The 12,266-nt window shown below is 41.8% G+C and carries 13 protein-coding genes; 2 read left to right on the forward strand and 11 right to left on the reverse strand.

Annotated features, from left to right (window positions below):
• Positions 1-364 precede the first annotated feature (364 nt).
• Positions 365-1,489 carry a hypothetical protein gene (locus IEW76_RS15075; protein ID WP_188655256.1) on the forward strand — a complete coding sequence of 375 codons (1,125 nt, stop codon included), beginning with the start codon at positions 365-367 and terminating at the stop codon, positions 1,487-1,489.
• A gap of 11 nt (positions 1,490-1,500) precedes the next feature.
• Here the strand turns inward: IEW76_RS15075 and IEW76_RS15080 are convergent, their stop codons facing one another.
• Complete coding sequence (locus IEW76_RS15080; RefSeq protein ID WP_188655258.1) at positions 1,501-2,124, reverse strand: DUF3267 domain-containing protein; 624 nt, start codon at positions 2,122-2,124, stop codon at positions 1,501-1,503.
• A gap of 59 nt (positions 2,125-2,183) precedes the next feature.
• Entirely contained in the window at positions 2,184-3,098 is a 915-nt protein-coding gene (locus tag IEW76_RS15085) for a phosphatidate cytidylyltransferase (protein WP_188655260.1), read from the reverse strand.
• Between the two features lie 121 nt (positions 3,099-3,219).
• Here IEW76_RS15085 and IEW76_RS15090 point away from each other — a divergent pair, with 121 nt between their 5' ends.
• Positions 3,220-3,726, forward strand: coding sequence for a hypothetical protein (locus tag IEW76_RS15090; protein ID WP_188655319.1), 507 nt, complete (start codon positions 3,220-3,222; stop codon positions 3,724-3,726).
• Between the two features lie 644 nt (positions 3,727-4,370).
• Here IEW76_RS15090 and paaX read toward each other — a convergent pair.
• From paaX to paaD, 9 genes are all read right to left on the reverse strand, one after another.
• A complete protein-coding gene (paaX, locus tag IEW76_RS15095; protein ID WP_188655262.1) occupies positions 4,371-5,252 on the reverse strand; it encodes a phenylacetic acid degradation operon negative regulatory protein PaaX in 882 nt (293 codons plus the stop codon).
• Positions 5,253-5,367: 115 nt separating this feature from the next.
• Positions 5,368-6,144: an enoyl-CoA hydratase-related protein gene (locus IEW76_RS15100; RefSeq protein WP_188655264.1), complete on the reverse strand. Its 777-nt coding sequence runs from the start codon at positions 6,142-6,144 to the stop codon at positions 5,368-5,370.
• Positions 6,145-6,156: 12 nt separating this feature from the next.
• Complete coding sequence (locus IEW76_RS15105; RefSeq protein WP_188655266.1) at positions 6,157-7,356, reverse strand: thiolase family protein; 1,200 nt, start codon at positions 7,354-7,356, stop codon at positions 6,157-6,159.
• Entirely contained in the window at positions 7,353-8,219 is an 867-nt protein-coding gene (locus tag IEW76_RS15110; RefSeq protein WP_188655267.1) for a 3-hydroxyacyl-CoA dehydrogenase, read from the reverse strand. The genes IEW76_RS15105 and IEW76_RS15110 overlap by 4 nt, the downstream gene beginning before the upstream one ends.
• 93 nt (positions 8,220-8,312) lie before the next feature.
• Complete coding sequence (locus IEW76_RS15115) at positions 8,313-9,833, reverse strand: aldehyde dehydrogenase family protein (RefSeq protein ID WP_188655268.1); 1,521 nt, start codon at positions 9,831-9,833, stop codon at positions 8,313-8,315.
• Between the two features lie 18 nt (positions 9,834-9,851).
• Positions 9,852-10,625: an enoyl-CoA hydratase-related protein gene (locus IEW76_RS15120; RefSeq protein WP_188655269.1), complete on the reverse strand. Its 774-nt coding sequence runs from the start codon at positions 10,623-10,625 to the stop codon at positions 9,852-9,854.
• A gap of 10 nt (positions 10,626-10,635) precedes the next feature.
• Entirely contained in the window at positions 10,636-11,412 is a 777-nt protein-coding gene (locus tag IEW76_RS15125; protein ID WP_188655270.1) for an enoyl-CoA hydratase/isomerase family protein, read from the reverse strand.
• Positions 11,405-11,713, reverse strand: a complete 309-nt coding sequence (locus IEW76_RS15130; protein WP_188655271.1) for an EthD family reductase — start codon at positions 11,711-11,713, stop codon at positions 11,405-11,407. The genes IEW76_RS15125 and IEW76_RS15130 overlap by 8 nt, the downstream gene beginning before the upstream one ends.
• Before the next feature lie 64 nt (positions 11,714-11,777).
• On the reverse strand, positions 11,778-12,263 hold the full coding sequence (gene paaD, locus IEW76_RS15135; protein ID WP_188655272.1) for a 1,2-phenylacetyl-CoA epoxidase subunit PaaD: 486 nt from the start codon (positions 12,261-12,263) through the stop codon (positions 11,778-11,780).
• Positions 12,264-12,266 lie beyond the last annotated feature (3 nt).

The raw sequence follows: 12,266 nt of genomic DNA on the forward strand, positions 1-12,266 counted from the left end.
TCCACATTGTATTACTATTATTGCTCTCTAAATTCATTCCAGACTAAAGTACTTTCTTTCGAGTAACTTTTTCTTTCATTATAAATCCGAACAAGAATAAGTAATTACTACTGTAACAGTGAGGGGCACAATTCGTCAATAGATGCTAAAAAAAATTTATTTTTCTACTCCTATCTCTAAGTCAAAATAGTATTTAAAGCTTGAAAAACCTCCTCGTTTTGTTAAAACGATCCAATTTGATCAACTTATATTCCTTTTTCATTTTTCTAACATAATATATTTATATAAAACTAGTTTTAAATGAAAGAGTGAGTGGAAGATAAATATTGTTATCTTATAAATAAGGGAAGGAGGTGAATCTGAAGTGGGTGACATTGCAGTAGGTCTAGTACCTGCCCCAGAACTGCCTGAAAAGATGGCTAAGCGATTAGCTGAGATCTTACCTGAATTGCTGGTAGATCAGATTGACGCTTCTTTAGAGTGGGAAATTGATGTGATCATTGATCCTCTAACCGGAGCAGCCGAAACAGCTGATGAAATTATTGAAGAAACCGAAATCCGTAAACAAAAGAACAAATGGGATTATGCAATTTGCCTTACAGACTTACCGATTTACGAGAACGGTAATATTGTGCTTGCAGACATTAATAAGAGTCGAGGCGTTTCTCAAATTTCTTTACCTGCTTTCGGCTCTGTCCCTATGAAAAAACGGCTTCAGGAAGTGGTGCTTGAAACCATTAGTGAACTTCATTATTATCATTATAATACGTCTCAAGAACACCAGAGAAAAAAGAAGCTTCCAAAGCTTTTCTCTCCTATTCGCAAAATAGTTCCTGAAGATGAAGAAGACAGCCTACGCTACATTGTCATTCCTAAAATAAACGGAAGACTTCGTGTATTAATGGGAATGGTATACGCGAATCGTCCATGGACGATTTTCCCTTCATTTAAGAGCGTTGTAGCTGTTGCCTTTGCAACAGGTACATACGGCTTAATTTTCCCAACTCTATGGCAACTTAGTGCAGCTTTTCAATCGATTCGTTTTATTGGTTTAATGCTGACAGCTTTATCAAGTATGATTATATGGATCATTTTAGCTCATAATTTATGGGAAAAACCTTCTCATCGCAGCAAATACAATTTAAGAAGAGTTTATAATCTCGTCACTGTTATTACGTTAAGTTTAGCTGTCTTATTGTATTACACCATGCTTCTTATATTATTCTTCCTAGCTGTTCGAGTCTTCGTCCCAGCCGAATTATTTGCGGCAGAAGCTGGTTTAGAAGGTAAAGCAGGAATGATTGATTATATTAAACTTTCTTGGCTTGCTACTTCTGTAGCAACTCTAGCTGGAGCAATTGGAGCAGGCCTTGAGAATGATGAGCTCGTTCGTAACATTACCTATGGGTACAGACAAAAACGTAGGTATAAAGAAATCCAAAATGATTCTAGTGACCACGAGGAAGCAAGAGAAACACAAGATGCGTAAGGCAGAAGCGTTTAAGCTTCTGCCTTTTGTTTCCAATATGTGAAAGAACCATTACTCTTTAGCCGAGCACCATTAGGTACTTGTGTTGAGATGAGTAAAAAATTAAAGAGGTCTACTGAAGATGCCACTCCATTTAAAAAGATAAAACCCGCTACAATCGCTGGCATCCATCCAACTATCCCTAGTACTACAGGACCTATTATTGATAAAAGAAGATATGGTGCTAAGGTGATTAGAATATACCTCCCTTTTGATATCTCTTCTTCCGTTGTCACAAAGCCTCCATAAAACGTCAGGCCAATACAAGTGGTAGTTGAAGTAATAAAGCGGGGGATAAAAATTAAATGTAGCAGTTCATGAAGGAGCAACATAAATAGAAAACCGAAAATGGTTAACAGATTAATAGTGAATGAAATTGCACCAGTCTGAGAATCAATTCCGAACTGTTCAATAGTAACGTCCCATGATATCGATAAGCTTAGAACGGCGCCCCCACCTCCCACAATCATAAAAGGGATAGAATAAAGAATGGCCTCCTTTAAACTCTTTGGCTCCTTAAGGGGAATCCAACCTTTTTCTATCAAAGATTCATGGATATCAGGGCACCATTCAGGTACTTTCTTTGCGTATCTCATTCTCTTCCTCCTAACCCCACCTTATCCCTCGTCAAAGACAACATCAGTCTCTACCATTTTTACATAAAGTCAAAGAAATACCTCGTAACGTGGAAAAATACAGGGGCTGTATAAGTTAAACTATCAATCCTGCTTAAATACTTACCTTGTAGGGTTTCAAACTTCTCCTTATCTCCTATAAGCAAATCTCGCTTCAGCACAGATACTGTCAAACTACCAAAGTATCCTGTTACGCTTATTAACACCCCAGACAACACACCGTATTGGATACCAAAGGGGGTAAAATAGGGATAGAGTACATAAGAGACAATAGTTGTTGTGAGGAAGGCACCAATAAAACCTTCCCACGATATATTAGGATTAGACGTGGGCACAACTTTATGACGTCCAAAGTAAAGTGAAATAATGGAATGAACGACATCGTTCACCTGCGTTAGAACAATAAGATAAAGTACAAGATTCGGACCATACTCTGGCGATGCCGATGAATAAAATGCCAAGTGGCTTAAACCAAAAACCATGAGCATCATGCCCCATTGAGTAAAACTCACAGAACGCAAGAAACCTAATGTTCCTTTCCCTATAATTCTGGGAACAGGTAAGAATAAGAATACATAGATGGGAATGAACACGATAAACATTCCATACCATCCTACATAAATCCAAAGAAATTGAAGCGGGATCATAAGATAAGACCATAAAAATAGTCGCCTATCTGATTTCCTCGTTTTCATCATGGAAAAGTATTCTTTCAAAGAGTAAAAGCAAAGGATCATTATGGAAAACAAAGAGACAATCGGGTTAAATAGAGTTGCAAAGCAGAAGATTACAAACATCCCCCACCATGTTTTCACACGAAACCAAATACCCGTGAAGTCTTTATCAGGCTGCTTCTTCTTAAAGCCATAAAGAGCTATGGTTGCTGAGCATAAACCAATAAAAACAACAGATAAGGTCAAAATCTTTTCTATCATAGAATCCTCCCTTCTTAACACACAAACTACATCTATTTTAAACAATTTCCTATATAATGAAAATAAAGGAAATGTAAGAAAGGGGAATCGTATAGTGGATCAACTAAACTATGTATATATTATGTTGTCTGATACAGGTACCGTCTTCACTTCGCTTATAAAAAAGTATACGAAAGCCCCCTACAATCATGCTTCTCTTTCTTTTGATCCGCACTTAAAGGATATGTACAGTTTCGGTCGTAAGTCCCCAAACAATCCCCTTAACGGCGGCTTTGTGAAAGAGGATATTAAGAACGGAACATTCAGCAAGTACCGTAACACCATGTGTGTGATTTATCGTCTACATGTGACTGAACGTGAAAAAGAGAAAATGAGGAGAATTCTTGAGGTTTTTCAAAGGAATAATCATAAATTCTTGTATAATATCCTCGGCCTTATCGGGGTATCTATGAAAGAACCTGTAGAATTCAGCAACTCTTACTTTTGTTCTCAGTTCGTAGCAGAAGTACTGAACCGCTCTGGTATTAAGCTGTGGGATAAGCTCCCTGCTCTTGTTACACCTGATGACTTCAGAGAGAACGATCAACTAGAACTCGTTTATGAAGGGCGATTGATTGATTACATATAACATTCATTACGGACTTCTATAAAATAGGCTCTGTTAAAGTTTAATGTTATTATTCTTTATAATAAGCTAGTTCAAGAATAGGGCAGGATTGTTGAAGACTCGAAGTTGAGACACTTTATTGTGAGTGGGGACGTTACGTTTATTGAGTGGTAGGGGGGCTTGGGAACGACTCGCTTTCCGCGGGCGAGCTGTCAAGCCTCCTCGGGAAACCCACCCTGCGGGGTCTCGTCGACCTCTTTCTCCCGCAGGAGTCTCCCCGTTCCCCAGCCCCCCCTATCAGAAGTCGTATAACGTCCCCTTAGCCAGAGCATGGCGGGACTTCAACAATATGCCTTCTCATATGTGGCATGCTTCCGTTCCCTCATATATGGCAGAGGTGGTTCGGGAAATTGCGAGACTCCTGCGGCAGTAAGAGCCTAGGGGAGACCCCACAGAGAGCGTAGCGAACGAGGAGGCTTCCCAGCTCGCCGCGGAAAGCGAGTGATTTCCCGAACCACCTCATTCTCAATTTGGGAAAACGGAGGCAATCTCTCAACTTCGAGTCGTATAAGGGGGCTTATATGTAGCAAAATCAACACTAAACATTAACAGAGCCATAAAATTAAAAGACACACCTTGAAACAAAGGTGCGTCTTACAGGTCTATTACTCTTTATCAAGCATTAGTGGATGGGATAGAACGTCGTACCCTTTATCTTTTAAGGTCATTTCATTTCCATCGCTAAAGACTTGTTCGAAGAAACGGTTTGCGGGTTCTGCAAGTTCCTTGTAGTAGTCACTAAAAAGGGAACCTGCGTAACTTCCATACCATTTCTCAGGTAAGAGCTCTTCTGGTAAGCCTGGGTCAATGAATAAGAATTTCCTGTATTCGTGTACAAGTTTAGTTCGTTCTACAAAGCATTCTGCATCACTCATGGCTCCACTTTTTATCTTGTTCTTATCAATGATGAATTTCTGACTGTAATGGGCAATAAATTCATTGTACTTCTCATTAATCTCACCAATATCCCAACTATTCTCTACAAGCCTCTGATTCTCATGAGGGCCATCGTAAGAAGCTATGAAAAAGTCAACATATTCTTCAATCTCATACTTCTCTATTAGGGAATAGACTTTTTCCTCTAGCTGGTTTGGTGATATCCACAGGCTGTTGGTCATCGTACCAAATCCGCTCCATACTAGTTCTTTCCGAAGTTCATCACGTAAGTTACGCTTTTCTTCTGGAATCGTGTAAAAAAGCATGCGCCATTTTCCATCCCACGTTTCAGGATTCAATTTAAAAATACGATTCCCCGCTTCTTCCATACGCTTTAAGCCTATGTCAGTTAGTGAATAGTAGCTTTTATTCCCTTGCTTCTCCGCCTTAAGCCACCCTTGCTTGCTCATACGAGAAATCGCTGCACGCACAGCCTGCTCATTATGACCAAACTCTTTCAGCAACCGAATCAAGCTCCCAATCCAGATTTTATTGCCGTAATGCCGTATATAATCCCCATAAAGGGTAAAAATCATTGATCTAGTATTCATCCCCAACATCCTTTGTCTCTTTTTTCATCGTATTCAGAAAACTATTACGATTATATCATGAATATGGAAAAAGGCACATGAGTTGAGGACGATCGACTCTTAAGATCTTTCACACTTAGTTACCTGTAAACTGAGGAGCACGTTTTTCTCCGAAAGCTTCTAAAGCTTCCACACGGTCTCTAGTCGGAATGGTAATCTCATAGGCCTTTGATTCGATCGCTAGCCCTGTACCTAGATCAATCTCAGTTCCTTTACTTATAGCATGTTTGGCTTGTTGTACAGCTACTGGTCCGTTGGCAAGCATGGACGATGCTAATTCCTTACATCGGTCTAACAAATTTCCACGCTCTACTACTTCCATAAGCAGTCCATACTTATACGCTTCCTCTGATGTGATCTTCTTAGCTGTTAAGATTAATTCTTTCGCTCTCATATCTCCAATCAAACGCGGAAGACGCTGCGTACCCCCGGCCCCTGGGATAATGCCCCAACTCGTTTCAGTAAGACCCATTTTCGTATCCGCAACAGCATAACGGAAGTCGCAAGCGAGCATAAGCTCAAAACCTCCGCCAAATGCATATCCATTCACAGCAGCAATAGTCGGTTGAGGTAGCTCAGCTACAGCTTGAAATACATCGCCTATCTTTTTTACATTCCTCCGCACTTCTGCATCTGTTAACGTCTTCCTCTCTTTCAAATCAGCTCCAGCACTGAACGCTTTCTCACCTGCTCCTGTAAAGATCACACAGCGCACATTAGGGTGTACATGTAATCGTTCAATGACATCCCCAAGTTCTTGCAACATGGCGAAGTTAAAACAATTTAAAGCTTCCGGTCTTGATAACGTTACATAAGCAATGTGATCTTTTATCTCCCAATGAATTCCTTCCATTGTAAGTCCTCCTTAAATGTTCTCAACAATCGTAGCAATTCCTTGACCTACCCCAACACACATAGTAGCAAGCCCAAGTTCTACATCTTGCTTTTTCATCTCATGGATAAGCGTTGTTAAGATCCTCGCACCACTTGCCCCAAGAGGATGACCGAATGCGATTGCTCCACCGTTTACATTTACTCGTTCAGGTGATAACTCGAGCTGCTTCATGCATTCAAGCGATTGGGAAGCAAACGCTTCATTTACTTCCACTAATCCAAAATCAGATGAAGTAACTCCAGCACGAGCCATAGCTTTTCTAGTTGCAAAGATTGGGCCAAGCCCCATAATTCTCGGTTCTAGTCCTGCTGTTGCTGACACGCGGTATTTAACGAGAGGGGTAAGTCCTAATGAATTGGCTTTTTCAGCGCTCATCATTAATAAGGCGGATGCTCCGTCATTGATTCCTGAAGCATTACCTGCAGTAATCGTACCGTTTGAGAAAAGCGGCTTAAGGGTGTTTAACTTCTCAAGTGTTGTCGTTGGACGAGGATGCTCATCTGTTTCGATAACAATTTCGTTCCCTTTTCGATCGAAGTACGTCACAGGAACGATTTCTTCGCTAAACCTTCCTGAATCCATAGCAATTTTCGCTTTTTGTTGACTATGGAAAGCAAACTCATCCTGAGCCTCACGTGTTATACCAAATTCTTTAGCAACGTTTTCAGCGGTCTCTGGCATGCTGTCTGTCCCGTATGCTTCAGCCAAGCGGTCATTAACAAAACGCCAACCTATTGTTGTATCAAACATTTCACGATTCCCACGGGAGTATGACGTTTCAGGTTTACCCATCACATAAGGGGCTCGAGTCATACTTTCAGTTCCACCAGCTATAAAAATGTCTCCTTCACCGACCATAATTGCCCTTGCAGCATAATTCACAGCATCAAGACCAGACCCACACAAACGATTTAGAGTTGTGCCTCCTACTTCTACAGGCATTCCAGCTAATAAAGCAGACATTCTTGCTACATTCCGATTCTCCTCTCCCGCCCCATTTGCATTACCAAATACGACCTCCTCCACTTCGAGAGCGTTAAGATCAGGATTTCGTTCAAGAAGAGCTTTTATGACTAAGGCTCCAAGGTCATCAGGACGAATATCCTTCAAAGCTCCTTTATACCGTCCAATCGGAGTACGAACGGCATCTACAATGACAACTTCTTTCATACAAGCTCACCATCCTTTGAGTAGTCATACACTCCGCGTCCAGTTTTTCGACCGAGACGTCCAGCACTGACATATTGTTCAAGGAGAGGAGCCGGGCGATATTTCTCACCTAATTTCTCATGTAAATACTTTAGGTTATTCAAGCGAGCATCAAGACCCACTAAGTCTCCAAGTTCAAAAGGACCCATAGGATAATTTAGCCCCAGTTTAATGGCTTTGTCGATTTCCTCAGGGCTCCCAACCCCTTCTTGCAACATATAAAATGCTTCGTTTCCAACGAGCGCGCTTATCCGACTTGTTACGAACCCAGGGAACTCGTTGACTACAACCGTCTCTTTCCCCATCTGATGAGCAACATTTTGAATCACTTCTGCTGTTTCATCAGAGGTTTCTAATCCTCTCACGATTTCAACAAGAGGCATTTTATGAACAGGATTAAAGAAATGCATTGCAATAACTTGTGATGGCCTCTTTGTAAATGAGGCAATTTCAGTCGGACTCATCGTGCTTGTATTCGTAGCGAAATAACAACTTTTAGGAGAATACGCTTCTGCCATTTCAAAAACACTCTTTTTAATATCTGCTTTCTCAGGCACAGCTTCGATTAAAAGGTCCGCCCCCGAAGCTGCTTCTTTTAGAGATGTAGAAAAATGAAGATGCGCTTGAGCTTCGTTACATGCTTCTACCGACAATTTACCTCGCTTTACCCCTTTATCAAATATGGAATCTAACTCGGACTTTGCAGCTGTTAATTGTTCCTCTTGTATATCAACGAGTGTTGTTTCAAAACCTCCACAAGCGCTCACATACGCAATTCCACGCCCCATTACACCTGATCCGACAACGACTATTGATTTAACCATTATGTAAACCTCCTCTTATTGGTTTGTACTTACATTTTTGATGAAAAGAAAAGAATGCGAGGCGCTTGTTTTTAGCGCTCGCATTCTTTAGCCTTATTCTACACCGAGTGGATTTAAAGGACGGTTGCCGTAGTAGGAAAGAATGCTCTTCGTTTCCGTATAAAGATCAAGCGTCTCGGTGCTCAATTCTCGGCCAAATCCTGACTGCTTATAGCCGCCAAACGGGGTTCCTGGGAAGGCTGAGAATGGGCAATTCACCATTACAATACCAGCTTTAATGCCATTCGCAACGCGTGTTGCTTTGCCATGATCCTTTGTCCAGATGGCAGAACCTAATCCATATTCGCTGTCATTTGCTAATTTAAGAACTTCTTTTTCATCGCTAAATTTCATTACGACAACAACAGGTCCGAAGATTTCTTCTTGAACCACTTTCATATCGTGGGTAACATCAGCAATTACGGTTGGCTCATACCAGTGGCCATTTTCAAATCCGTCTACTTTCGCTTCCTGACCACCAGCTAGGATCGTCGCTCCATCTTCTTTAGCTGACTGAACATATCCATCGATTATTTCCACCTGTTCACGGTTAATGATCGAACCAATATGCGTCCCTTTATCCATCGGATCACCTAGTGCAAGGCGCTTTGTTTTAGCGACGAATTTTTCCATAAACTCGTCGTATACATCTTCATGTACGTACATACGAGAACGGGCTTCACATGATTGACCTGTGTTATAGAAAATTCCAAATAAAGATCCGTCAACAGCAGCATCTAGGTCTGCATCGTTAAAGACAATGTTAGGTGACTTCCCACCAAGTTCTAGTGTGACACGTTTTAGCGTTTCAGACGCTTTACCCATAATGTTCTTTCCGATTGGTGTTGAACCTGTGAAAGCGACTTTATCGACACCTTTATGTTCAACAAGATAATTTCCTATCTCCGATCCGGAACCAGGAACGACGTTAACAACGCCTTCTGGTACTCCTGCTTCTGTACAGATCTCAGCCATCACCAGTGCTGTTAGAGGGGTAAGAGAGGCAGGTTTCACAATAACACTACATCCTGCTGCAATAGCTGGAGCGATTTTCCACGCAGCCATCATCATTGGATAGTTCCACGGAATAATCTGAGCACAGACACCTACCGGCTCTTTCTCTGTGTAATTATGGAATTGACCTGGTACAGGATTCACTTCTCCTTTATGACCTACAATCGCACCTGCATAAAATTCAAAGTCTTCGATAGCTTGCATAACCTGACCTTGAGCAGCGGCAAGAGTTTTCCCACTGTTTAAAACTTCAAGCTCAACAAGTTCGTTAAATCGTGAACGCATGATGCCTGCAATTTTGTTCAAAGTGCGAGAACGCTTACCAACCGGGAACTTCTTCCACTTTCCATAATCAAAAGCATTTCGAGCTGCTTCAACTGCGCGCTCCGCATCTTCTGGTGTGGCTTTTGCTACTGTTGCAAGTGGTTCGCCTGTAGCTGGGTTGTATGTAGTAAATGTTTCCCCTGAAGTTGCTTCAACCCGCGCTCCGTTAATAATCATTGAGTAGTGATCACGCTTCATTGCCATTTGTTCCATTTTCGTTTCTTGTGCAGTTGCCATTCCATCCACTCCTTCTTATTATTGTCCTTGAAATTCAGGCTTTCTCTTATTCAAAAATGCTTGAACACCTTCCTGATGGTCTTTTGTTAATCCAGCAATTCGTTGTCCATAAGCTTCTTTCTCAAGATAGTCATGGAGATCCATCTGCCAGCCGGCTTTCATATTCCGTTTGATAAGACCAATTGCTTTTGTAGGCATAGAGGCAAGTCGTTCAGCAAACGCCCTTACTTGTTGATCCCACTCTGCTGCAGGAATAACCTTAGTTACAAGGTTGAGCTCTTTAGCCTCGTCAGCTGAGATTTTTTCACCTAATATCGCAAGCTCTAGCGCTTTCGCATGACCTACAATTTTAGGCAGGTTGTATAGGTTCGCTGCATCAGGTATAAGCCCTACATGAATGAATGCTTCTAGAAAACTTGCTTTCTCAGAAGCCAAGCGGAAATCACATGCTATTGCTAGACTGAATCCAGCTCCAGCGGCTACACCATTTACAGCCGCGATAATTGGCTTCTCACAACGATCAATCTCTTTGACCATTGGGCCGTAGCTGTTCCTGAGGACTTCACCATGGTCTATGGATTCATCCACCCCGCTTAGATCTTGCCCAGAACAGAAGGCACGACCGGCTCCCGTAATGACAATGGCTCGAACACCTTCGTCTGTTGAAGCCTCTTTCACCGCTTTACGAACATCATGATTCAGCTTATGAGTAAACGCATTTAGTTTATCTGGTCGATTCAAGGTGATTGTTGCTACGCCATTTAACACTTCATACAAAATGGTATCGCTCATATTGCCACCTCTACTTCCCTTTAAATTGTGGGCTTCGTTTTTCCATAAAAGCACTCATGCCCTCTTTTTGGTCTTCTGATGAGAATAACAAGTAGAAGTTTTTCCTTTCGAACTTCATCCCTTCATCAAGAGGGTAGTCTACAGCTTTATCGACTGCTTCTTTAATGAGCCTGACTGCTAATGGAGGCTGTTTGGCAACCTTTTTCGCATACTTCATCGTTTCTTCTAGGAGGAGTTCTGGTGCGATCAGACGATTGACAACTCCAAAATGGAATGCTTCATGAGCAGACATCTTCTCTCCTGTTAGAAGCCATTCAAGAGCCTTTCGTTTCCCCATAATTTTCGTTAATTGCTGTGTCCCACCTGCACCTGGCATAACGCCAAGGTTCACTTCCGGGAAACCAAATTGAGCCGTTTCAGTCGTAAATAAAAGATCACATGCAAGCGCTAATTCAAAACCGCCTCCAAGGGCAAACCCATTTACAGCACCTATAATCGGTTTCTTAATAGATAGAATACGATCCCAATCAGCAAACTGATCAAGTAGTTCAAGGTCTATAGGAGAATCCCCGGCCATTTCATGAATGTCAGCACCAGCTGCGAAAGCCCTTCCCTTTCCTGTAATAACCATCACACCGACCTCTGGATCTCGATCGAAAGCAGTCATTAGTTCCACCAATTCGGTTACCATTGGACGATTGATCGCGTTCAGAACTTCAGGGCGGTTTAATTCAATAAGTCCTACCCCATCCACCACCGTCGCTTCAACGAATTGCAGATTATGCATCAACTTCCTCACCAATCATCATCGTGACAAGCTCTCCCGCAAATCCCATAACATCTTTACCAGAAGCTTTTGCTTCATCTGTCTTCATCGCTGTCTTTAAAGCCTCATGGCTATCGTAGTACATTTCACACATAAGATAATACTTACCTTCCCCACCCATTGGACTTCCGACGATTTTCGTCACTTTCATATCACGAAGTCCAGGGATTTTGGCCGTAATCGGGCTATGTGTATTCCAGTAATGCTCATCGAACGCTTCCTTGTCTTCCGGGTGTTTGTACAACGCGATCATTTTCACCATTTGTTCCATCTCCTTTAAGTTTTAATAGATTGGTTTCAAAGAATACTAGAATCTCGAGTTAGCCTTACATCGTTGAGACTGGCTTCATCGCTTCAAATGGATTTTTACAGGATTTGCAGTACAATATGCTTCTACAAGCTGTTGGACCAAAGATATTATCCATAGTTGTATAAGTTGAGCCACAATATGGACAATCTACATGCCATTCCCCTGTCGATTCCATTTTTGTAGGAGGAGGAGCAATACCGAAATCTTTCAAACGCTCTCTACCTTGAGCTGTAATTCGATCAGATGTCCAAGGAGGGCTGTAAATGAACTTCACCTTTACCGATTGCACCCCTTCGATTGTGAGAAGCTCATTCTTGACGTTTTTCTCGATAATCTCAAGGGCAGGACATCCCATAAAGGTTGGTAATAAAGCTACATACGCCTCGCCTTCTTCTACCTCCACGTGCTCCACCATTCCCAAATCGATTATACTGACAGAATCGATCTCTGGATCTTTCACATTTTCTAACGCCTCTTCTACGGAATTCAACACAAGTGTCATAGA

Origin of the sequence: Pontibacillus salipaludis, assembly GCF_014642405.1 — a bacterium.
GTDB classification, from domain to species: Bacteria; Bacillota; Bacilli; order Bacillales; family BH030062; genus Pontibacillus; species Pontibacillus salipaludis.

Bases quoted from the DNA above. Each gene is read 5' to 3' on its own strand.
- IEW76_RS15080 (WP_188655258.1), bottom strand. From the start codon at position 2,124: ATGAGATACGCAAAGAAAGTACCTGAATGGTGCCCTGATATCCATGAA.
- IEW76_RS15085 (WP_188655260.1), bottom strand. From the start codon at position 3,098: ATGATAGAAAAGATTTTGACCTTATCTGTTGTTTTTATTGGTTTATGC.
- IEW76_RS15090 (WP_188655319.1), top strand. From the start codon at position 3,220: ATGTTGTCTGATACAGGTACCGTCTTCACTTCGCTTATAAAAAAGTAT.
- paaX (WP_188655262.1), bottom strand. From the start codon at position 5,252: ATGAATACTAGATCAATGATTTTTACCCTTTATGGGGATTATATACGG.
- IEW76_RS15100 (WP_188655264.1), bottom strand. From the start codon at position 6,144: ATGGAAGGAATTCATTGGGAGATAAAAGATCACATTGCTTATGTAACG.
- IEW76_RS15105 (WP_188655266.1), bottom strand. From the start codon at position 7,356: ATGAAAGAAGTTGTCATTGTAGATGCCGTTCGTACTCCGATTGGACGG.
- IEW76_RS15110 (WP_188655267.1), bottom strand. From the start codon at position 8,219: ATGGTTAAATCAATAGTCGTTGTCGGATCAGGTGTAATGGGGCGTGGA.
- IEW76_RS15115 (WP_188655268.1), bottom strand. From the start codon at position 9,833: ATGGCAACTGCACAAGAAACGAAAATGGAACAAATGGCAATGAAGCGT.
- IEW76_RS15120 (WP_188655269.1), bottom strand. From the start codon at position 10,625: ATGAGCGATACCATTTTGTATGAAGTGTTAAATGGCGTAGCAACAATC.
- IEW76_RS15125 (WP_188655270.1), bottom strand. From the start codon at position 11,412: ATGCATAATCTGCAATTCGTTGAAGCGACGGTGGTGGATGGGGTAGGA.
- IEW76_RS15130 (WP_188655271.1), bottom strand. From the start codon at position 11,713: ATGGTGAAAATGATCGCGTTGTACAAACACCCGGAAGACAAGGAAGCG.
- paaD (WP_188655272.1), bottom strand. From the start codon at position 12,263: ATGACACTTGTGTTGAATTCCGTAGAAGAGGCGTTAGAAAATGTGAAA.